This is a genomic window from Streptomyces neyagawaensis (assembly GCF_023516595.1).
GTDB classification, from domain to species: Bacteria; Actinomycetota; Actinomycetes; order Streptomycetales; family Streptomycetaceae; genus Streptomyces; species Streptomyces neyagawaensis.
The window spans coordinates 13,578-35,056 of sequence record NZ_JAMGBG010000053.1 but is presented as its reverse complement, the minus strand read 5'-3'; the positions used below and the strand labels follow the sequence as shown (position 1 = coordinate 35,056).

Genomic DNA, 21,479 nt, shown 5'->3' with positions numbered 1-21,479 from the left:
GCCGTGGGTGATGCGTTCCTCCAGGGCCTGTGGTTCCACCAGGTCGATGGCGTAATGATCGAAAACGCAGTGGCCGACGGCGAGTTGGTGGCAGTGCGGGCCCGTGCATGTGACAGGTCCGGCGGTTCCGCTGTCGTGACCGCGCCTGCCGGCGGGCCGTGTTCGTCGAGCAGGTCGACGGACTCACGCTCCGGCACGGGAGGCGAAGCACCGGGCTGCAGAAGGTGCTGCAACAGGTGGGGGTGGCGCCGGCCGGCCGGGCCGGGGGTCCGCTTGGCGAACACGCTCGCGGTCCGGGCGAGCCGGTCGACGCTCCTGCGGCTGATACGCCGTCTGTCGGAGCCAAAGTGCACACGCCGCGGGTGCTCGGGGTGGATGAGTTCGCCCTGCGCAAGGGACACAACTACGGCACGATCCTGCTGGATGTCGACACGCGCCGTCCCATCGATCTGCTGCCCGACCGGGCCACGGCGACGGTGGCCGCCTGGCTCGCCGACCATCCCGGCGTCGAGGTGATCTGTCGTGACAGGGCCACCGCATACGCCGAGGCCGGACGACTCGGCGCCCCGGACGTGATTCACGTCGCGGACCGGTGGCACATCTCGTCACCGACGTGTCGTGGGACCACCTCTAAGGAGAGGACGAGCCGCTGTGTCTGAGCGTGTACTTCGTGTTCGAGCTGCCCGATGAGGAGGACGAGGACTGAGGATCCGGTGTCACGAGGCGCGGGCGGCCCGTGCCTCGCCGACGCGGTCCAGGACGAGGAAGGCGAGCGGGAGGCAGAGCAGCGGGACGCACAGGACCAGCAGGAACGTGTTTGACGGCCGGTCGGTGAAGAGGAGCCAGCTGTCGAGGACGAACATGACGGCCGCGACCACCACGACGGTGATGGCCGACCGCTGCCACGCCTTGCGCCGCCGCGCCCCGCGCTCGATCCGCGCCTCCACGTCGGGCCGCGCCTCCGGCGACATGAGCCCGAGCCCTACGGCGGTGGCGTACAGGTCGGCGACCTCGGCGATCGGGTCGGCCAGCTGGTACTCGTCGATCTGCGGGAGGCGGGCCCGGCGCCCGTCAACGGCGTACAGATACCCCGACCAGCGAGGGAAGCCGTGCCTGTTGTCCTCGACGCGGAGGCCGTACACGTCGGACCAGGGCCAGGTACGGGTGCGCAGCGCTCCGCGTACGGTGACGCCGTCGGCGGTGACGGACGTCCGCGCCCGCCACTGCTCAAGCGCGGTCCGGGCGACGACGACCGTCCAGGTCGCGAGGGCGAAGCCGTTCCAGGCCGACTCGCGGGAGGACACCGTCATCGACAGCACGGAGACGGTGCCGACCAGTGCGGCGGCGATCATCGTCAGGGCCGCCTGGGGTGGCATGCGCCGGGTCCTGCGGTACTCCCGCGCTATGCCGCCGCTGTCCTGCTCGCTCATCGCCACTCCGTTCACGTACGCGCGTACTGGGAGGAGAGTACGTGGCGTTCGATGGACAGTACGGTGATCGTCCGGTCACGCTGGGTTGATGGTGCACGGTGTTGAGTGGGCGTCACAGGGGCCGGGTGGTGAGCCCGAGTCGTCGGACAGCATGAAGGCGTTCGGTGCGGTGGTGCAGGCGCTGCGGGAGCACGCCGGGTTGAGCCGGGAGGAGTTCGGGACGCGCGTCCATCTGTCCAAGCACTCGGTGGCTTCGATCGAGTTGGGGCGCCGGTTGGCGGACCAGCGGTTCGTGGAGCTGGCGGAGGGGGCGACGGGAGCGACGGGGGCGGTGCGGGGGGCGTTCAGACACATGAGCCGACAGCCGGGTCTGGCGGCTTGGTTCAGAACGTGGGCGAGGCTTGAGCGGGAGGCGGTGAGCCTTGACACCTATGAGTGCCGCATCCTGCCGGGGCTGTTGCAGTCGGAGGCATACGTGCGGGCCGCTTTCGCCAACAACATCCCGCTGGTCGACGAGGAGGAGTTGGAGACGCAGGTACGCGCGCGCGTGCAGCGGCAGCAGCTTCTGCGTGAGCGCCCCGCCACGTCGTTCAGCTTCATCATCGACGAGGCGGTGCTGCGGAGTCGGCTCGGCGGCCCGGCGGTCATGAGCGACGCGCTGGCCCACGTACTCGCCTGCGCGGAGACGCGGAACGTGCAGGTGCAGATCATGCCGATGGCCTTCGAGGCGCACGCCTGTCTGGCGGGGCCGCTGCAACTCCTGGAAACGGAGGACGGCCGACGGTACGCGTACGCCGAGGGCCAGCAGCACGGTCGGCTGATCGCGGACGTAAAAGAGGTCGTTACCCTTGGCCAGCGGTATGCGACACTGCGTTCGCAGGCCCTCCCGCCGGGTGACTCCAAGGACCTGCTCAGGCACATCCGAGGAGCGCTATGAGCAACGACCTCACGTGGTTCACGAGCACCTACAGCAGCCCGCAGGGCGACGACTGCGTCGAAGTCTCCCTGGACTGGCGCAAGTCGACCTACAGCAGCCCCCAGGCCGACAGCTGCGTCGAGGTTGCCGCCACCCCCGCCACCATCCACGTCCGTGACTCCAAGGACACCACCCGCACCCCCCTCGGCCTCCACCCCTCCGCCTGGGCCGCCTTCGTTCCGTTCGCGGCGGCCCAGGCGGACTGAGCGCGTCAGAAGGCCTCCCGGACCTCCGTCTCGCAGTGCAGGCGGCGGTCCGGGCCCACCTCGCGTACCGGGCCCGTCAGCGCGACGCGCACCCCGTGGCGTACGTCCGTGCTGGACGCGGCCATACGCAGTTCCAGCTCGCCCGGTTCCACCACGCGGCGCCCCGTGCGGTCGGCGAAGCACGACACGTCGGCGTGGAAGCGGAACCGCACCCGGCGGGCCTCGCCGGGGGCCAACTCGACGCGCTGGTAGGCGATCAGGCGGATGTCGGGGCGGGTCACCGTGGCCACCGGGTCGTGGAGGTAGAGCTGTACGACCTCCGCGCCCGCGCGGTCCCCGGTGTTGCGGACGGTCACCGCGATGTCGTGCTCGCCGTCCGTGCCGATCTCCGGGACCCGGTCGCCGTCACCCCCGCCCTCGAAGTCGGTCCACTCGAACGTCGTGTACGAGAGGCCGTGCCCGAACGGGTACAGCGGGGTGGGGTCGATGTTGCTCGCGCCGCCGAACAGGCCCATCGGCGGCTGGAGGTACGTCCACGGCTGGCCGCCGGGGCGGTTCGGGACGCTGACCGGGAGGCGGCCGGAGGGGGAGATGCGGCCCGACAGCACTCCCGCCACCGACGGGCCGCCCTCCTCCCCGGGGAAGAACGCCTGGACGGAGGCCGCGAGCCCGCCGTGCCAGCGGCCCAGCGCGTAGGGGCGGCCGGTGAGGAGGACCAGCACGACCGGTGTGCCCGTGGCGACCAGCGCGTCCAGCAGCTTCGCCTGGACGCCGGGCAGCCGGAGGTCCTCCGCGTCGCAGCCCTCACCGGAGGTGCCCCGGCCGAACAGTCCCGCGCGGTCGCCGAGGACCGCCACGCAGATGTCGGCCTCGGACGCGCGGGCGACCGCCTCCGGGAACCCTTCCGTGTCGTCGCCGTCGACCGCGCTGCCGGCGGCGTACGTGATCTTCGCGTCGGGGAGTTCCGTGCGCAGGGACTCCAGGACGGTCGGGATCTCGATGCCGAGGGCGGTGCCGGGGTGGGCGGGCAGGACGTGGGAGGGGAAGGAGTAGCAGCCCAGCATGGCGAGGGGGTCGTCGGCGCGGGGGCCGACGACGGCGATCCTGAGGTCGGGGGCGAGCGGCAGGACGGCGTCGGGGTTGTCCAGCAGCACCACCGACTCCTCGGCCAGGCGGCGGGCCAGGTCGCGGTTGCGGGGCGGGTCCAGGTCGACCGACGCGGTGGCGGGCTCGGGGCTCCAGTCCTCGTCCAGGAGGCCCAGTTCGCACTTCTGGAGCAGGACCCGGCGGGCGGCGACGTCCACCAGGGACTCGGGGATCTCGCCCGCCTTCACGGCCTCGATCAGGGGCTCGCCGTAGCAGCGCAGGCTCGGGAGTTCCACGTCGATCCCGGCGGCCAGCGCGGCGTGCGCGGCCTCCGCTCGGCTGTTCGCCACGCGGTGGTTGGTCTCCAGGAAGCCGATGCCGAAGTAGTCGGAGACGACCGTGCCGGTGAAGCCCCAGTCGCCGCGGAGGAGTTCTGTGAGCAGGGCCCGGTCGGCCGACACGGGGATGCCGTCGGTCTCCGTGTAGGCCGCCATCACCGAGCGGGCTCCGCCCTCCCGCAGCGCCATCTCGAACGGCGGCAGGACCACGTCCGCGAACTCGCGTACGCCCGCGCGTACGGGTGCGTGGTTGCGGGCGCCCACGGACGCCGCGTACCCGGCGAAGTGCTTCAGGGTGGCCACGATCCCGGCGGACTCCAGGCCCCGGACGTACGCCGAGCCGATCGTGCCGACCAGGTACGGGTCCTCGCCCACGGTCTCCTCGACCCGTCCCCAGCGCGGGTCGCGGACGACGTCGAGAACGGGGGACAGGCCCTGGTGGACGCCGACCGACGCCATGTCCCGGCCGATGCTCCGGGCCATCTCCTCGACCAGGGGCGGGTCGAAGGTCGCGCCCCAGGCGAGGGGCACCGGGTACGCCGTCGCCCGCCAGCTCGTGAAGCCGGCCAGGCACTCCTCGTGGGCGACGGCCGGGATGCCGAAACGGCTCGCGGCCATGATGCGGCGCTGGAAACGGGCCAGGACCCGCGCGCCCTCCTCGGGGTCGAGGGGCGCCGTGCCGAAGACACGGGTGAGCTGGCCGAGACCCCGGGTGATCAGCTCGTCGAAGTCGAACGCCTCCGTCATGCCCGCCTCGTCGGGGGCGATGTCCTCGCCGTTCGCGTCGTTCTTCACCCACACGCCGTACAACTGCGCGGTCTTCTCTTCGAGGGTCATCCGGGACAGCAGGTCCTCGACCCGCTCGGCGGCGGGCAGGGCGCGGTCACGCCAAGGGGTGGTCATGAAACTCCTGTCGGTGGTGGTGAGTTTCAGGGGTGCGGAAAGGGTTCGAGCGGGGGTGCTCACGGAGCGGGAGGGGTTCGGGGGCGGTGGGCGCGCTCACTTGCCGCCCACGCCCATCAGCCCGCCCACCAGGGCCCGTCGCGCCACCAGGTAGACGGCGAAGATCGGGATGCCGGAGAGGACGACCGAGGCGAGCACGGCGGGGATGTTGACGCCGAACTGGCTGACGAAGTTGAAGAGGCCGAGGGTGAGGACCCGCGGCCCGTCGGACTGGGTGAAGATCAGCGGGAACAGGAAACCGTTCCACGCCTGGAGCGCCGAGTAGATCACCACGGTGCTGATGCCGCCCTTCGCCAGCGGGATCGTCAGCTGGAAGAGCATCCGTGAGGGTGAGGCGCCGTCCAGGGCCATCGCCTCGTACAGGTCCTCCGAGACGTCCCGCAGGCTGCCGACCAGCACCAGCACGGACACCGGCATCGCGAAGGCCGCCGTCGGCAGGATGACCGCGAGGAGGGTGTCGTACAGATCGAGCTTCGCGATCAGCAGGTACAGCGGGACGACGACCGCCTGGGCCGGGATCGCCACGCCGAGGAGGAACAGCCGGAACGCGGCGTTCGACCAGCGGTTCCGGGTGCGGACGGCCACGTACGCGAGCGGGACGGACAGGGCGAGGACGATACCGACGACCGCCACGGCGACGATCGCCGTGTTGGTCAGCAGATGGCCGAAGCCGCTGCTGAGGACGGTGTTGTAGTTGTCGAGCGTCGGGTCCGTGGGCGGCTTGAGCGGATTGCCCGTCAGGGCCTTGTCCGCGCTCGTGAGGGAGGCCGACAGCATCGCGTAGATCGGGATCAGGACGATGACCAGCCAGACGAACGCGCCGAGGCCCGCGACGGGGTTGGCCCGCCGCGTCCAGTGGCGCCGTCGCCGGGCGGCCGTCGGCGGTTCTCCCCCGTCCGGCCGCCGGGTCTTCGCGGGGCGCGCCAACGTGTCGTGTGACATGCCGTCACATCCCTTCGCGGGTGCTGCGCATGGAGCCGAACCCGGTCAGCCGCACGAGGACGAGCGAGAGGCCCGTCGCGGCGACGACCAGGGTTGTCGCGATGGCGCTCGCGTAGCCGAAGTCGTACTGCTTGAAGCCCGCCTCGTACATCAGGTACGGCAGGACCGCGGTGTCCGTGCCCGGGCCGCCCTTGGTGAGGATGAGGACCGTCTCGAAGTACGTCAGCGAGCCGACGACGATCAGGACCGTGGACGTGGTGATCGTGTGCCGCAGCTGCGGCAGCGTGATCGAGAAGAACTGGCGGTAGCGGCCGGCGCCGTCGATCGCGGCGGCCTGGTAGAGGACCTCGGGGATCTGCCGGGCGCCGCCCTGGTAGATCAGTGTGTGGAACGGCATGAACTGCCAGCCGCCGACGAAGACGATCGCGAGGAACGCGCCGCTCTGCGAGCCCAGGGTGTCCGCCTGGATGATGCCGAAGTTCGGGTCGAGCAGCGCGTAGAACAGGATCGCGATGGCCGTGGACGACAGCAGGAACGGCACGAAGAAGATCGCGGACAGCACCGCCCGGTTGCGCTGCCGTCCCGCCGCCCACACGCCGAGCAGCAGCGCCACGACCGTCTGGAACGCCCAGCTGGCCACGGTCAGCACCACCGTCAGCGTCAGCGACTGGGTGAGGCGGGGGTCGTCGAGCAGCTTCTTCCAGTTGTCGAGGCCCACCGGCCGGGGGTCGCCGAGGCCGTCCCAGCTGGTGAAGGACAGATAGAGCGCGAGGCCCATCGGCACGACGGCGAAGAAGGTGAAGAAGAGCACGGCGGGCAGGGCCCAGACGGCGTGCGGGCGGCCCACCCGCGACGCCTTCCGGGACCCCTGCTCGACCGCGGGGGTCTTCTGGACCGTCGAGGTCACTTCAGCCCCTTGCAGGCCGTCACGAACTCGCTCGGCGACGACTTCCCCGCGAACAGCTTGCCTATCTCCGTGTGCATCTTGGTGCCGAGCGCGTCACCGAGCGCCTGGTCCCAGGAGAGCGTGAACGCGGGCGCCTTCTCGACCAGGTCGTACTGGAACGTGGCGTACTCGGGGTTCGGCGCGGACGCCAGCAGCTTCTTCGCGTTCGAGGTGGTCGGGACGTCACCGTTGGCGACCAGGTCCTTGGCGTACGCCTCCGACGCGCACTCCTTCAGGAAGCCGACGGCCAGGTCCTTGTTCTTGGTACGGGCGTTGATCGACCAGTAGTTGGTGGGGTTGCCGACGACGTTGCGGACGTCGCCCGTGCCGCCCTCGACGGTCGGGAACGCGGCCCAGCCCAGGTTGCTCTTGGCGAAGTCCGGGAACTTGCCGAGCTGCGTGGAGTACTCCCAGGAACCCATCAGGTGCATGGCCGCCTTGCCCTTGGCGAAGACCGCGGGGGCGCCGCCGTTGACGTACGACACCGAGGTGAACTTGGAGCCGAACGCCCCGTCGTCCACGAGCTGCTTGACCAGTTCGGCGGCCTTGAGGACGGCAGGGTCGCCCCAGCCCTCGGAGTCGCCGTCCTGGATGCGCTTGAAGACCTCGGGGCCGCCGAGACGGTCGACGAGGTACTCCAGCCACATCAGGTTGGGCCAGAGGTCGGAGCCGCCGAGGGCGAACGGGGTGATCTTCGCCTTCTTCAGCTTGGCGTTGATGTCGAGGAGCTGGTCCCAGGTGGTGGGCGGCTGGAGCTTGTGCTCGGCGAACACGGACTTGTTGTAGAAGAGGATCACCGGCTGCATACCGCGCATCGGGATGCCGTAGTGGCGGCCCTTGAGGTCGCCGGCCGACAGCACGGACGGCAGGAAGCCGCTCTTGAGGACCGGGTCGTCCGCAATGATGTCGGTGAGGTCGACGAGCTTGCCGGCCTCCTCGTACGTCCTGATGGAGCCGCCGCCCCAGTTGAAGAACACGTCGGGGGCGCTCGGGGAGCCCATGGCCGTGCGGAGCTTCGGGGAGTAGTCGGAGCCGGGGACCTTCTGGAGCTTGATCGTGCCGCCGGCCTTCTTGGCGGCGGCCGACTTGTTGTAGCGGTCGACGGCCGCCTGCTGGACCTTCACCGCGTCGTCGCCGTAGACGAACGCGGTGACCGTCTTGCCGTCGCCGGCCCCGGAGCCGCCGGAGCCGCAGGCCGTGAGGCCGGCGCCGAGTCCCGCGGTGGCCAAGGAGGCGGTACCGGCGCCGAGGAACCAGCGCCTGCTGAACGTCCGCCCTCTGTTCGACTCCATTGACAGCACCTCTCACGAACGTTTCGGATGTATCGGCCGTGCGGTTGTGCGGGTGGTACGGCGGTGCGGGACGCGCGTCCACAGGGTCCTGTGGCCACGCGGTGGTGCGAATGTTTCGCGTGCCTCTTCGAATGTTCCGGGAACGTATGGCCGTCGAAAGGGTTCGTCAAGAGGTCGCGCAGGGATACGATCCGGCTCATGAACTCCGCGAAGCCAGAGGAAACCCAGACAAGAGCGCGCGTGTCGCAGTCCACGCAGACCGCGACGCTCGCCGAGATCGCCCGTCAGGCCGGCGTCTCCGCTCCGACTGTTTCGAAGGTGCTCAACGGCCGTGCGGACGTCGCCCCCGCCACTCGCACCCGGGTCGAGGAGCTCCTGCGCGAGTACGGCTACCGGCGCCGGCGTGCCGAGGCGACCCGGTCCCCGCTCATCGACCTCGTCTTCCACGAGCTGGAGAGCGCCTGGGCCATGGAGGTCATCCGGGGCGTCGAGAACGTCGCCCGCGAGGAGGGCCTGAGCGTCGTGCTCTCCGAGAGCGCGGGCCGGCTCACCCCCGGCCGGACCTGGGCCGACCAGGTCGCCGCCCGCCGCCCGCACGGCGTCGTCCTCGTCCTGTCCGGGCTCGACGAGTCCCAGCGCGCCCTGCTGACCAGCCGCTCCATCCCCTTCGTGGTGATGGACCCGGCGGGCGACCCCGGCGCCGACGTGCCGTCGATCGGCGCCACCAACTGGCAGGGTGGCCTTGCCGCCACCCGGCACCTCGTCGAGCTGGGCCACCGCCGCATCGGCGCGATCACCGGGCCCTCCCGGATGATGTGCAGCCGGGCCCGTGTGGACGGCTACCGGGCCGCGCTGGAGACCGCCGAGCTGCCCGTCGACCCGGGGCTGATCAGGGCCGGGGACTTCCACCACGAGACGGGCTACCGGCTGGGCCTGGAGCTGCTGCGCCGCCCCGGCCGGCCCACCGCCGTCTTCGCCGGGAACGACCTCCAGGCGCTCGGCCTGTACGAGGCCGCCCGGGAGCTGGGGCTGCGCATCCCGGAGGACCTGAGCGTGGTCGGGTTCGACGATCTGCCGGTGGCCCGCTGGGTGGGGCCGCCGCTGACGACCGTACGGCAGCCGCTGATGGAGATGGCGGAGGCGGCGGCCCGGCTGGTGCTGGACCTCGGGCGACAGGACGGCGCCTCGTCGGCGACCCGGGTGGAGCTGGCCACGAGCCTGGTCGTCCGCAGCAGTACGGCGCCGCCGCCGGAGGCGTAGGGCGGCGCCGGGTCGCCTCGTGGTGCCGTATGGGCCGGTGTTCCGCCTGTTCCGTGTGTTCCGTGTGTATTGACGTGGTGTTCCGTGCGTATTGACGTGGGTTCCGGGCGCCCCCACACTGCTCCGCAGTCAATCGGATGCACGGCCGAAACTTTCGGAGGCACCCGCAATGAGAACCTCCCTGAGAACATCCCCCGGGACGTCCCCCGGAACCCGGCGCCCGTCTTCAGGGGCCCGCCTCGCCGCCCTGTTCACCGGCGTGTCCGCGATCACCGCCCTGCTCGTCGCCGCGCCCGCCGCCCAGGCCGCCGACACCCCGCTGCGCGACCTCGCCGCCGCCAAGGGCAAGGCGATCGGCACCGCCGTGACCGGCTCCAAGCTCACCGGCACCTACGGCGACCTCGCCGGCCGGGAGTTCAACTGGCTCACCCCCGGCAACGCCATGAAGTGGGGCTCCGTCGAGCCGAGCCGCGGCAACTTCAACTGGACCGAGGCGGACCAGATCGTCGACTTCGCCGAGGCCCACGACCAGGACGTACGCGGCCACACCCTCGTCTGGCACAGCCAGAACCCGAGCTGGCTGGACAACGGCACCTGGACGCCCGCCCAGCTGCGTCAGCTGATGACCGACCACATCGCGCTCGAAGTGGGCCGCTACAAGGGCCGCCTCGCCGCCTGGGACGTGGTGAACGAGCCGTTCAACGAGGACGGCACCTTCCGCCCGACCCTCTGGTACAACGGCCTCGGCGCCGACTACATCGCCCAGGCCCTGACGGCCGCCCGCGCCGCCGACCCGGCCGCGAAGCTCTACATCAACGACTACAACGTCGAGGGCGTCAACGCGAAGTCCACGGCCCTGTACAACCTGGTCAAGGACCTCAAGGCGCGCGGCGTCCCGATCGACGGGGTCGGCCTCCAGGCCCATCTGATCCTCGGTCAGGTCCCCTCGACCTTCCAGCAGAACATCCAGCGCTTCGCCGACCTGGGCCTGGACGTCGCCATCACGGAACTCGACATCCGGATGCAGACGCCCGCCACCGACGCCAAGCTGGCGCAGCAGCGCACCGAGTACGAGGCCGTGTTCAAGGCGTGCGTGGCCGTGCCCCGCTGCACCGGAGTGACCGTCTGGGGCTTCACCGACTCCGACTCCTGGATCCCGGACACCTTCCCGGGCGAGGGCGCGGCCACCCCGTACGACGCGAACTTCCAGCCGAAACCGGCGTACTACGGCATCGTGACCGCGCTCGGCGGCACGGTCACCGAGCCCCCGCCGCCGACCGGCTGCTCGGCCGCGTACAGCGTCCAGAGCCAGTGGAACACCGGCTTCACGGGCTATGTGACGATCAGTTGCGCCGCCGGGTCCTCGCTCTCCTCCTGGCGGGCGAACTGGACGTTCGGGGCCGGTCAGCGCATCAGCCAGGCGTGGAACGCGGTCTGCACCCAGACCGGGGCGACGGTCAGTTGTTCGAACGCGTCGTGGAACGGGAGCGTGCCGAGCGGAGGTTCGGTGATGTTCGGCTTCAACGCGTCCTGGAGCGGCAGCAATCCGGTTCCGACGGTGACGCTGGGTTGAGTGGCGGCGCTGGGCTGAGCGGTGACGCTGGGTTGAGTGGTCACGCGAGGGTCGCTTCGAAAAGTATGAGAATTTCCGCAGGGACGGCCGCGGGAGTGCGTGCTCGTAATAATTCGGACGTACGTTCTTGTGTGTGAAGGGTGAAGAAGACGAGGAGTACGAGGGCGCGGGCAGACGGCCGCGTTGGCTGAAAATCGCCGGGGGCGCGCTCGCCGGCGTCCTCGTACTCGGCGCCTGCGGGGCGGGCTGGGCGTTCTGGCGGCTCAACCACAACATCAGAAGCGTCGACATCAACACCGCGCTCGGCGACGACCGCCCGCCGAAGGCCCCGCCGACCGCGAGCCCTTCGGCGTCCACCGCCGCCGAACCGCTGCCGAGCGGCGCCCTGAACATCCTGGTCCTCGGCTCCGACTCGCGCAGCGGCAAGGAGAACGCCGAGTTGGGCGGGGGCGGCGAGACCTCGGGCGCCCGGTCCGACACGGCGATGGTCGTCCACATCGACGAGGGCCGCACCGCGGCGACGGTCGTCAGCATCCCCCGCGACACCCTGGTCACCCGCCCGTCCTGCCCGCGGGAGTCGGGCGGTTCGACGGCGGTCGCGTACAACGCGATGTTCAACAGCGCCTACGCGGTCGGCGGCCCCGTCTGCGCCGTGAAGACCGTCGAGTCCCTGACGAACGTCCGCATGGACCACTACATCGAGATCGACTTCGCGGGCTTCGCCGAACTGGTCGACGCGCTCGGCGGCGTCACCGTCACCACGGACGAGGACATCGACGACGAGGACAGCCACCTGAAACTGGCGGCGGGCACCCATCACCTCGACGGAGAGCAGGCCCTGGCCCTTGCCCGCACCCGCCACGGCATCGGCGACGGCAGCGACCTCGGCCGCATCGGGCTCCAGCAGAAGCTCGTGAAGGCCCTGCTCGACCAGATCGCCGCCACCAGCCTCCTGACCGACCCCGCCGAGCTGTACCGGGCCGCCGACGCGGTCACCCGCAGTCTCACCACCGACACCGGCCTCGACTCCCTCGACGATCTGGTGCGACTGGGCCAGAGCCTGAAGGGACTGTCGTCCGACGCGACGAGGACGGTGATGATGCCGGTCGTCCCCGCCCCCTACGACCCCAACCGCGTCGTGGCGGACGAGCCGGAGGCGAAGGAACTGTGGGAGTCGCTGAGGTGAAGTCACTGAGGTGAAGTCACTGAGGTGAAGTCACTGAGGTGAAGTCACTGAGGTGAAGTCACTGAGGTGAGGTGACCGGCGCGGAGGACCCGTCGCGAAAATTCTTCGAAGAAGTTCGGCTCGCGTGTCGATCCGGTGTCTCCTCGTTCGACGCAAGGGGTGAGAGGCGGGGAGAGACCCCGCCTCCCCTACCGAAGGAGCCACCATGCCGCGCTATCTGTCGATGGTCCGGATCGACGAGTCCACCGCCCCCGCCGAGGGCCCGAGCCCCGAGCTGATGCAGCGGATGGGCGACCTGCTGGAGGAGATCACCAAGGCCGGCGTCATGCTCGACACCGCCGGACTGCTGCCGAGCGCCCAGGGCAAGCGGGTCCACTGGGCGGGCGGCGAGCTGTCCGTCACCGACGGGCCGTTCACCGAGACCAAGGAGGTCGTCGGCGGCTACGCCCTCATGCAGTGCAAGGACATGGACGAGGCCGTCGAGTGGGCCTCGCGGTTCCTGAAGGTTCACGAGGAGCACTGGACGGTGACCTGCGAGGTGCGGGAGATCGCGGAGGGCTGAGGGGTCCTTGAACCCGCTTGGCCGGGGCGCCCCGCGGGTGTCTGATGGTGGGTTGTGACAGCACAGCCCACCACCGACGCCGACCGTGCGGGGCGTGCCCCGGCGGACCCCCGGAAGGCCATCGAGACGGTCTTCCGTATCGAGGCGCCCCGCGTCATCGCCGGGGTCGCCCGGATCGTGCGGGACGTCGGGATCGCCGAGGAACTGGCGCAGGACGCGCTGGTCGCCGCGCTGGAGCAGTGGCCGCGCGACGGCGTCCCCGACAACCCGGGCGCCTGGCTCATGACCGCCGCCAAGCACCGGGCGATCGACCTGGTGCGCCGCCGGGAACGCTACGCGCGCAAGCTGGCGGAGGTCGGCCGGGACCTGGAGGCGGCGAACCCGGCGGGGCAGTACCAGGACACGCCGTCCGACCCCGACGACATCGACGACGACCTCCTGCGCCTCGTCTTCACGGCCTGCCATCCCGTGCTCTCCGCCGAGGCCCGCATCGCTCTCACCCTCCGCCTCCTCGGCGGCCTCACCACCACGGAGATCGCGCGCGCCTTCCTCTCCGCGGAGGCCACCGTCGCCCAGCGCATCGTCCGCGCCAAACGGACCCTCGCGAAGAAGGGCGTCCCCTTCGAGGTGCCCTACGGCCCCGACCGCGAGGCCCGCCTCGACTCCGTCCTGGAGGTCATCTACCTCATCTTCAACGAGGGGTACGCGGCCACCGCCGGCGACGACCTGCTGCGCCCCGCGCTGTGCGAGGACGCGCTGCGGCTCGCCCGCGTCCTCGCGGAGCTGATGCCGAAGGAACCCGAGGTGCACGGGCTGGTGGCACTGCTGGAACTCCAGGAGTCACGGGCCGCCGCCCGCACGGGCCCGACCGGTGAGCCGGTGCTCCTCAAGGACCAGGACCGCCGCCGCTGGAACCGCCTCCTCATCGCCCGCGGCTTCACCGCGCTGGGCCGGGCCACCTCCGCGGCCCAGGGCAGCCCCGGCCCGTACGCGCTCCAGGCCGCGATCGCGGCGTGCCACGCCCAGGCGTACACCTACGAGGAGACCGACTGGCCGCGCATCGCGACCCTGTACGCCCTGCTGGCCGCCCGTTCCCCTTCGCCGGTGGTCGAGTTGAACCGCGCGGTCGCCGTCTCGATGGCCGAGGGCCCGGCCGCCGCCCTGGAGATCGTCGACCGCCTGGCCTCGGAACCGGCCCTGAGCGACTACCACCTGCTGCCGAGCGTACGAGGCGACCTCCTCGCCCGCCTGGACCGCCCGGACGAGGCCCGAGAGGAGTTCGCACGAGCGGCCACCCTCGCCCGCAACGAACGAGAACGCCGGCTGCTGCTGGCACGGGCGGAGCGGGTGGGGGAGCGGGCGGCGGGGGAGGGGGCGGAGATGGGGGAGCCGGGGGAGCGGGCGGAGCCGGGGGTTGGGAAGGGTGGAGAGGGCGGGTGAGGGCGAAGGAGGCGGGGAGGGCGGAGAAGGCGGGTGAGGGCGCAGGAGGCCGGAGAGCCGGCCGCCTTTGACGCGGCCCGGCGCGTGAGCCCTGGGCCGGATCGGCCCCCCGCAGACCGGTCGGCGCCCCTGTAGACCGGCGCCCCCGTAGACCGGCGCCCCCGTAGACCGGGGCGCCCCCCTTAGACCGGATCGGCCCCCGCAGAGGGCTCGGCGCGTGTGCCTGGCCCTGCCGGTCAACCCGGCCGGCCACCCCTGCGGGCGGCGCGTCGAAGAGGGTCGTCCTCGGCCCTGCGCCGCGCGGGCGTCGCTCCGACCCGGTCGGCTCAGGCCGGGCGGCCGAGCAGCATCGTCGGCGCGCCTGCCACCCGTGTCAGGAAGACCGTCGTCGAGGCGGTGCCGTGCGGCTTCGGCAGGGCCTTGCGGCGCAGTTCCTCCGGCTCGACGGCCGACCCGCGCTTCTTCACCGTCAGGATGCCGATCCCGCGCTCCCGCAGCAGCGCCTTGAGCTTCTTCACGTTGAAGGGCAGCACGTCGGTGATCTCATACGCGGTCGCGTACGGGGTGACGTGGTGCTCGTCGGCGGTGATGTACGCGATCGTCGGGTCGATCAGCCCGCCCTCCAGATCGTCGGCGACCTCGGCGACCAGATGGGCGCGGATGACGGCGCCGTCCGGCTCGTACAGGTACCGCCCGACCGGCCGGACCGGCGGGTCGGGCAGCATCGTGTCGGGGGCGGCGTGGATCGCCGACTCCGAGGGGAGCAGCACCGCCCGCCGCGCCCCCGGCGTCCCGCTCGCGCGGAACCACAGCACGGCCTCCTTCACGTCCCCGCCGTCCGAGATCCACTCGGCCTCGGCCTCGGGCGGAATCGCCTCGTGCGGGATGCCCGGTGCGATCTTGAGCGCGCCGAGCGGTGCCTTCAGCGCGGCCGACACGGCCCACGACAGGGGCGGTGAGTAGGCCTCCGGATCGAAGATCCGGCCGCGCTTGGAGGAACGCCGGGCCGGGTCCACGAACACGGCGTCGTACCCGGCCGTGTCCACCTCCGTCACATCCGCCTCGCACACCTCGATCAGATCGGCGAGCCCGAGCGCGTCCGCGTTGGCACGGGCCGCCGCCGCGGTCAGCGGGTCGCGGTCGACGGCCAGGACGCGGATGCCGGCCCGCGCGAACGCGATCGCGTCCCCGCCGATCCCGCAGCACAGATCGGCGACCGACCGCACGCCGAGCGCCTGGAAGCACTCCGCGCGGTACGTCGCCACGCTCGTCCGCGTCGACTGCTCGACCCCGTTCGGCGTGAAGAACATCCGCGCCGCGTCCTCGGCCCCGAACTTCGCCACGGCCCGCTGCCGCAGCCGCGCCTGGGCGATGGCCGCCGAGACGAGTTCCGCCGGGTGCGTGCGGCGCAGCCGGGTCGCCACGGCCAGCTCCCGTGCCGGCTCCACACCGCGCACCTCGTCGAGGAGGGCACGGCCCTCGGGGGTCAGCAGAGGCGCGAGGAAGGAGTCGGGGGAGAGGTCGTTCACCGGGCCATTGTGGGCCACTCGGTGGACGGCGCGCCGGTGGCGGCGGTGTCGGGCCGGGGCGCTGGACGTGCCCTGCGAGGATGCGGCGCCATGCGGCTCGTGCGACAAAATGATGAAACGAGGGTGAAGCGGACGAGTTGTCGGAGACCGGCCGGCGGCCTCCGGCGCACATGTGCCATGTCTGCGCTGACGCTCGCCGTGGTGATCGTGGCGATCGTCGTGTCCGGGTGCGCCGGGGGTGCCGCCGGGGGTGCCGGGGTCGGCGGCACTGGCGGAAGCACCTCGGAGGACGGCGCCCCCGCGACGCGACGATCCATGGAGAGAGGGCGGCAGACGGCGGCCCCGGCCCATGGTCGCGCGGCCCCGTCGCCGGGTCAGCGCGCCGACCAGCCAGGGCCCCGCGCCGACCAGCCAGGGCCCCGCGCTGGCGCGCCAGGTCACCGGGATGGCCCGTCCGGTCACCATGGCGACGCGCCAGGGCACCGCGCCGATCTGTCCGATCACCGCACCGACCCGCCCCGTCGTCACACCGACTCGCCCCACGCCCCCGCCCGTCCGCCCGCGTACCGTCGTTGGGGGCTCGTCAGGCCGCTCGTCCCCGCTCCCGAGAAGCCCGACCGGCCACCCGTGCCCCGAGCCGTGCGCCCCGGTCTGGCCCCTGTCGTCGATCGCGTCGCGACGCGCGACAACGTCGTGTTCCTGACGTTCGACGACGGGGCGGAGAAGGACCCGGGATTCGTGTGGATGGTGCGGGAGTTGCGGCTGCCGGTCAGCATGTTCCTCACGGACAGCGTCGTCGGGCCGGGCTACGGCCGTCTCGCCCGGCTCCGCGAGGTCGGCGCCACCGTGCAGAACCACACCCTCGACCACACCGCCCTGCGCGGCCTGCCGTACGCCGGGCAGCGGGCCGAGATCTGCGGCCAGCAGGACAAGCTGAAGCAGCGCTTCGGTGTCCGCCCCACCCTGTTCCGCCCGCCGTACGGCGTCTACGACACCACCACGCTCCGCGCCGCCGCCGACTGCGGCATCGCCGCCGTCGTCCTGTGGCGCGTGTCCATGAGCGCCGACGGCTTCCGCCCCGCTGGCACCGCGACCGCCACCGTTGACACCGCCACTGGCTCCGCGACCGCCGCCCCCGGCGACCGGCTCCGGCCCGGCGACATCGTCCACGTCCACGTCGATGTCCGTGTCCATGTCCGGGGCCAGGGGCCGGGCCGGCCGGACGGCGCCGCGCTCACCCGCATGACGACCGATCTCCTGCGCCGCATCCAGGAACAAGGCCTGACGGTGGGTCGTTTGGAGGATTACCTCTGAGGGCCGCCTCCGCGGGGCGGAACCTCGCGGCAACCCGGGGTCCCGCACCACGCCACGCGGCCGCAATTAGCAGTCCGCTTGACCGAGTGCTAACCACGGTCATAGTCTCAGGTCTGGCACTCCCCCCTGGAGAGTGCCAACTAAGCGACGGGCAGGTCCGGCACCCGCGACGACGGATCCACCTGGTCGCCACCTCAGACAGTTAACCCCGTGAGATCTCCGAAGGGGGAGGTCGGATCGTGACGACCACCAGCTCCAAGGTTGCCATCAAGCCGCTCGAGGACCGCATCGTGGTCCAGCCGCTCGACGCCGAGCAGACCACCGCCTCTGGCCTGGTCATCCCGGACACCGCCAAGGAGAAGCCCCAGGAGGGCGTCGTCCTGGCCGTGGGCCCGGGCCGCTTCGAGAACGGCGAGCGCCTGCCGCTCGACGTCCAGACCGGCGACATCGTGCTGTACAGCAAGTACGGCGGCACCGAGGTGAAGTACAACGGCGAGGAGTACCTCGTCCTGTCGGCTCGCGACGTCCTCGCGATCATCGACAAGAAGTAGTTCACCTCTCGCGAGGCAGCCGCCGCCCACAGCGGCGCGTCACTTCGCGAAACACATTGCTTTGAGCTGCGCCCCTGGCCCCCGCGACCACTAAAAACCCGGGCGCCCGGGGCGCAGCCTGCATTCACCCGAGATTTCCGAGAGGGCTCCCGCTGCCATGGCGAAGATCCTGAAGTTCGACGAGGACGCCCGTCGCGCCCTCGAGCGCGGCGTCAACAAGCTTGCCGACACGGTGAAGGTGACGATCGGCCCCAAGGGCCGCAACGTCGTCATCGACAAGAAGTTCGGCGCCCCCACCATCACCAACGACGGTGTGACCATCGCCCGCGAGGTCGAGATCGAGGACCCGTACGAGAACCTCGGCGCGCAGCTGGTGAAGGAGGTGGCGACCAAGACCAACGACATCGCTGGTGACGGCACCACCACCGCCACCGTGCTCGCCCAGGCGCTGGTGCGCGAGGGCCTGAAGAACGTCGCCGCGGGCGCCTCCCCGGCCGCCCTGAAGAAGGGCATCGACGCCGCCGTCGCCGCGGTCTCCGAGGACCTGCTCGCCTCGGCCCGCCCGATCGACGAGAAGTCCGACATCGCCGCCGTCGCCGCGCTGTCCGCCCAGGACCAGCAGGTCGGCGAGCTCATCGCCGAGGCGATGGACAAGGTCGGCAAGGACGGTGTCATCACCGTCGAGGAGTCCAACACCTTCGGTCTGGAGCTGGACTTCACCGAGGGCATGGCCTTCGACAAGGGCTACCTGTCGCCGTACTTCGTCACGGACCAGGAGCGCATGGAGGCCGTCCTCGACGAGCCCTACATCCTCATCCACCAGGGCAAGATCGGCGCCATCGCCGACCTGCTGCCCCTGCTGGAGAAGATCATCCAGACCAACGCCTCGAAGCCGCTGCTGATCATCGCCGAGGACGTCGAGGGCGAGGCCCTCTCCACCCTCGTGGTCAACAAGATCCGCGGCACGTTCAACGCCGTCGCCGTCAAGGCCCCCGGCTTCGGTGACCGCCGCAAGGCGATGCTGCAGGACATGGCCGTCCTCACCGGCGCCACCGTCATCTCCGAGGAGGTCGGCCTCAAGCTCGACCAGGTCGGCATCGACGTGCTCGGCTCCGCCCGCCGCGTCACCGTCACCAAGGACGACACCACGATCGTCGACGGCGCCGGCAACTCCGAGGACGTCCAGGGCCGCGTCGCCCAGATCAAGGCCGAGATCGAGAACACCGACTCCGACTGGGACCGCGAGAAGCTCCAGGAGCGCCTCGCGAAGCTGGCCGGCGGCGTGTGCGTGATCAAGGTCGGCGCCGCCACCGAGGTGGAGCTGAAGGAGAAGAAGCACCGTCTGGAGGACGCCATCTCCGCGACCCGCGCCGCGGTCGAGGAGGGCATCGTCTCCGGTGGTGGCTCCGCGCTCGTCCACGCCGTGAAGGTCCTCGAGGGCAACCTCGGCAAGGACGGCGACGAGGCCACCGGTGTCTCCGTCGTCCGCAAGGCCGCCGTCGAGCCGCTGCGCTGGATCGCCGAGAACGCCGGCCTGGAGGGCTACGTCATCGTCTCCAAGGTCGCCGAACTGGAGAAGGGCAGCGGTTACAACGCCGCCACCGGCGAGTACGGCGACCTGGTCAAGGCCGGCGTCATCGACCCGGTCAAGGTCACCCGCTCCGCCCTGGAGAACGCCGCCTCCATCGCCTCCCTCCTCCTCACGACCGAGACCCTGGTCGTCGAGAAGAAGGAAGAGGAGCCGGCCGACGCGGGCCACGGCCACGGTCACGGCCACGCCCACTGAGGCAAGCCGCCCTCCGAGGCGACGTCGCCCCTTGAGGCCGGACACCGCCCGGAAGCCTGAGAGAAGCCCCCGTTCCGCCCGCCGGAACGGGGGCTTCTCCCGTGCACGGTGCACGTGCGCCCTACCGCGGCCCTCGGAAAACCCCGGCCGCCGCCCTGCCCAGCGCTCGCCTACCGCTCGCTCAGCGCTCCAGCGCTTCCAGGGCCCCCAGCTGCGCCATCAGCGCGAGCCGGTCGTACTGCCACCACCCCTCGGCGAGCTTCCCGTCCGGCGAGCAGCGGTGGATGGTCGTCCCGGTCATGGAGACCTTCCTCCCGGTGGGCGCGATACCGAGGAACTCGCCCTTGTGCGTGGCGTTCCACGTCCATCGCGTGCACACCCGGTCACCCTGGGCCATCTGGTCCTCGATGATGAACGAGAAGTCGAAGCCCGCCCGCCACATCGCGAACTCACGCCGGGCCGCGTCCATGCCGATCACGTCCTGCGGGTTGGCCGGATCGTGGTCGTGATAGTCCTCCACCAGCAGATCGTTCATCGGCGGCAGCTCGCCGCGCGTCCCCAGCGTCTCGAAGAACATCCGCACGGTGTCCGCGTTCAGCTGCTCGTCCCGCACCACGTCCAGATCCGTGAAGGTCGGCATCTCGTCGCAGAGCGCCACCATCTCGTTGAAGATCCGGTCCGTCTCCGGCAGCTGGGAGTTCCGCATGGCCTCCTCGTACGACGGGAACTCCACGATCTCGACGAAGTGCGCCTCGTCGGACCGGTCCTTCCCGATCATGTTGTGCGTCGCCGTCCGCTTTCCCTTGGTCTGCTCGACCCACCTGTCCATCAGCCGGTCCATCTCGTCGAACCGGCTTGTCCTACAGTCGATGAGCTGCACAAACGTCACAAGACCACCTCCGGCCCCCCTGGGTCCGGTCGGACAGCTCCATTCTCACCCCGCGCCGCCTCCCTCTCACCCGCTGCGCCGCGAGGCCGCCCCGGCCCGCCCCGCTACTGGGGGCCGTACTTCCGTCCCGTCTTCGAGCTGACCCCACCCAGCAGCCCCCGCGGCATCACCTTCACCACACCCATCAGGGCCTTGTAGCGCGGGTCGGGGATCGAGACCGTCCTGCCGCGGGACAGGTCGGCCAGGGCCGCCGTGACCAGCTTGTCCGCGTCGAGCCACATCCAGCCCGGGATGTTGTCCGTGCCCATGCCCGCCCGCTCGTGGAACTCCGTACGGACGAAGCCCGGGCACAGCGCCATCAGACGGACACCGCTGCCGGCCAGGTCCCGCGCCGCGCCCTGGGTGAACTGCACCACCCACGCCTTCGACGCGCCGTACGTCCCCCGCGGCACGAACGCCGCCACCGACGCCACATTCACGACACCGCCCCGGCCGCGCTCCCGCATGGCCTCGGTCGCCGCCGAGGTCAGCCGGAGCACCGCCTCGCAGTGCACCTTGAGCATCTTCAACTCGTCGGCCATCGCGACGTCGAGATAGCGGCCCTTGTTGCCGAACCCCGCGTTGTTGACCAGCAGGTCGACCGGGTTCTTACGGTCGGACAGCCGCTTCGCCACCGCCTCGATGCCGTCGTCCGTCGCCAGATCCGCCGTCAGGACCTCCGCCTCGATGCCATGCCGGTCGTGCAACTCCGTGGCCTGCTCCCGCAGCCGCTTCGTGTCCCGCGCCACCAGCACCAGGTTGTGCCCGTCCGCCGCCAGCCGCCGCGCGAAGGCTGCGCCGATGCCCGCGGTCGATCCCGTAATCAGAGCCGTTGTCATGGCGCAAGGGTAGTGACCCGGACTGCGCTGATCCGCTGCCCACGGCGGCGGGAACCCTCCCCGATCATCCCCGCCCGTGGGCGTGCCGCGCGTGCGTCGGGTGCGGCGCCGGTATGCGGGCCCGCCGTCCCCTCTCCAACCCCTCGAAGCGCGGACGGTGGTTTCTCCCCGTCGACCTCCAGCACCCGGAACTGCACGTCGTGCACATGGAAGTTGTGCGGCATCCCGTTGCCGTCGCGGACCGTCCACACCTCCGTCGTCCTCCGGGTGACCGTCTCCTCGACGTGCCCCCTGAGAGCCGTGCGGCGCAAGGCCTTCACGGGTCACGGTGT

General features: G+C 71.0%; 20 protein-coding genes. 11 read left to right on the top strand and 9 right to left on the bottom strand.

Annotated elements, in window-relative coordinates:
• Positions 1-158: 158 nt before the first annotated feature.
• Entirely contained in the window at positions 159-659 is a 501-nt protein-coding gene (locus M8J73_RS23665) for a transposase (RefSeq protein ID WP_079054966.1), read from the top strand.
• 57 nt (positions 660-716) lie between these two features.
• On the opposite strand, the gene M8J73_RS23660 is transcribed toward M8J73_RS23665, so the two are convergent.
• Positions 717-1,430, bottom strand: a complete 714-nt coding sequence (locus M8J73_RS23660) for a PH domain-containing protein (protein ID WP_055539931.1) — start codon at positions 1,428-1,430, stop codon at positions 717-719.
• Between the two features lie 88 nt (positions 1,431-1,518).
• On the opposite strand from M8J73_RS23660, the gene M8J73_RS23655 reads away from it, so the two are divergent.
• Positions 1,519-2,367, top strand: coding sequence for a helix-turn-helix domain-containing protein (locus tag M8J73_RS23655; protein WP_249829025.1), 849 nt, complete (start codon positions 1,519-1,521; stop codon positions 2,365-2,367).
• Positions 2,364-2,612 (top strand): DUF397 domain-containing protein, encoded by a 249-nt coding sequence (locus M8J73_RS23650; RefSeq protein WP_249829024.1) that lies wholly within the window; start codon positions 2,364-2,366, stop codon positions 2,610-2,612. Before M8J73_RS23655 ends, M8J73_RS23650 begins: the two co-directional genes overlap by 4 nt.
• A 5-nt stretch (positions 2,613-2,617) precedes the next feature.
• Here M8J73_RS23650 and M8J73_RS23645 read toward each other — a convergent pair whose 3' ends face one another.
• From M8J73_RS23645 to M8J73_RS23630, 4 genes are all read right to left on the bottom strand, one after another.
• Complete coding sequence (locus M8J73_RS23645; RefSeq protein ID WP_249829023.1) at positions 2,618-4,939, bottom strand: beta-xylosidase/alpha-l-arabinosidase; 2,322 nt, start codon at positions 4,937-4,939, stop codon at positions 2,618-2,620.
• 96 nt (positions 4,940-5,035) lie between these two features.
• On the bottom strand, positions 5,036-5,941 hold the full coding sequence (locus M8J73_RS23640; protein WP_055539061.1) for a carbohydrate ABC transporter permease: 906 nt from the start codon (positions 5,939-5,941) through the stop codon (positions 5,036-5,038).
• Between the two features lie 4 nt (positions 5,942-5,945).
• Positions 5,946-6,848 (bottom strand): carbohydrate ABC transporter permease, encoded by a 903-nt coding sequence (locus M8J73_RS23635; RefSeq protein WP_055539060.1) that lies wholly within the window; start codon positions 6,846-6,848, stop codon positions 5,946-5,948.
• Positions 6,845-8,179 carry an ABC transporter substrate-binding protein gene (locus M8J73_RS23630; protein WP_055539059.1) on the bottom strand — a complete coding sequence of 445 codons (1,335 nt, stop codon included), beginning with the start codon at positions 8,177-8,179 and terminating at the stop codon, positions 6,845-6,847. The genes M8J73_RS23635 and M8J73_RS23630 overlap by 4 nt, the downstream gene beginning before the upstream one ends.
• A gap of 198 nt (positions 8,180-8,377) precedes the next feature.
• Here M8J73_RS23630 and M8J73_RS23625 point away from each other — a divergent pair, with 198 nt between their 5' ends.
• The 5 genes from M8J73_RS23625 to M8J73_RS23605 all read left to right on the top strand — a co-directional run bounded on the left by M8J73_RS23625 (position 8,378) and on the right by M8J73_RS23605 (position 14,200).
• A complete protein-coding gene (locus M8J73_RS23625; protein WP_055539058.1) occupies positions 8,378-9,439 on the top strand; it encodes a LacI family DNA-binding transcriptional regulator in 1,062 nt (353 codons plus the stop codon).
• 169 nt (positions 9,440-9,608) lie between these two features.
• A complete protein-coding gene (locus M8J73_RS23620; RefSeq protein WP_079054869.1) occupies positions 9,609-11,012 on the top strand; it encodes a glycoside hydrolase family 10 protein in 1,404 nt (467 codons plus the stop codon).
• Positions 11,013-11,139: 127 nt separating this feature from the next.
• Complete coding sequence (locus M8J73_RS23615) at positions 11,140-12,198, top strand: LCP family protein (protein ID WP_283946942.1); 1,059 nt, start codon at positions 11,140-11,142, stop codon at positions 12,196-12,198.
• Between the two features lie 205 nt (positions 12,199-12,403).
• On the top strand, positions 12,404-12,760 hold the full coding sequence (locus tag M8J73_RS23610; protein WP_055539056.1) for a YciI family protein: 357 nt from the start codon (positions 12,404-12,406) through the stop codon (positions 12,758-12,760).
• A 54-nt stretch (positions 12,761-12,814) separates the two neighbouring features.
• On the top strand, positions 12,815-14,200 hold the full coding sequence (locus tag M8J73_RS23605) for an RNA polymerase sigma factor (protein ID WP_372504002.1): 1,386 nt from the start codon (positions 12,815-12,817) through the stop codon (positions 14,198-14,200).
• Positions 14,201-14,526: 326 nt separating this feature from the next.
• Here M8J73_RS23605 and M8J73_RS23600 read toward each other — a convergent pair whose 3' ends face one another.
• Positions 14,527-15,729 carry a class I SAM-dependent methyltransferase gene (locus tag M8J73_RS23600; protein ID WP_055543186.1) on the bottom strand — a complete coding sequence of 401 codons (1,203 nt, stop codon included), beginning with the start codon at positions 15,727-15,729 and terminating at the stop codon, positions 14,527-14,529.
• Positions 15,730-15,906: 177 nt separating this feature from the next.
• Here M8J73_RS23600 and M8J73_RS23595 point away from each other — a divergent pair, with 177 nt between their 5' ends.
• From M8J73_RS23595 to groL, 3 genes are all read left to right on the top strand, one after another.
• On the top strand, positions 15,907-17,043 hold the full coding sequence (locus M8J73_RS23595; protein ID WP_372504001.1) for a polysaccharide deacetylase family protein: 1,137 nt from the start codon (positions 15,907-15,909) through the stop codon (positions 17,041-17,043).
• Between the two features lie 239 nt (positions 17,044-17,282).
• Entirely contained in the window at positions 17,283-17,594 is a 312-nt protein-coding gene (gene groES / locus M8J73_RS23590) for a co-chaperone GroES (RefSeq protein WP_055516095.1), read from the top strand.
• Positions 17,595-17,751: 157 nt separating this feature from the next.
• Positions 17,752-19,380: a chaperonin GroEL gene (gene groL, locus M8J73_RS23585; RefSeq protein WP_055538674.1), complete on the top strand. Its 1,629-nt coding sequence runs from the start codon at positions 17,752-17,754 to the stop codon at positions 19,378-19,380.
• Positions 19,381-19,561: 181 nt separating this feature from the next.
• Here the strand turns inward: groL and M8J73_RS23580 are convergent, their stop codons facing one another.
• From M8J73_RS23580 to M8J73_RS23570, 3 genes are all read right to left on the bottom strand, one after another.
• The gene (locus tag M8J73_RS23580) at positions 19,562-20,269 is read right to left on the bottom strand and encodes an ester cyclase (protein WP_055538675.1); all 708 of its coding nucleotides are present in this window, start codon (positions 20,267-20,269) and stop codon (positions 19,562-19,564) included.
• Between the two features lie 104 nt (positions 20,270-20,373).
• Complete coding sequence (locus M8J73_RS23575; RefSeq protein ID WP_055538676.1) at positions 20,374-21,147, bottom strand: SDR family NAD(P)-dependent oxidoreductase; 774 nt, start codon at positions 21,145-21,147, stop codon at positions 20,374-20,376.
• Complete coding sequence (locus M8J73_RS23570) at positions 21,144-21,467, bottom strand: multicopper oxidase domain-containing protein (protein WP_055538677.1); 324 nt, start codon at positions 21,465-21,467, stop codon at positions 21,144-21,146. The genes M8J73_RS23575 and M8J73_RS23570 overlap by 4 nt, the downstream gene beginning before the upstream one ends.
• Positions 21,468-21,479 lie beyond the last annotated feature (12 nt).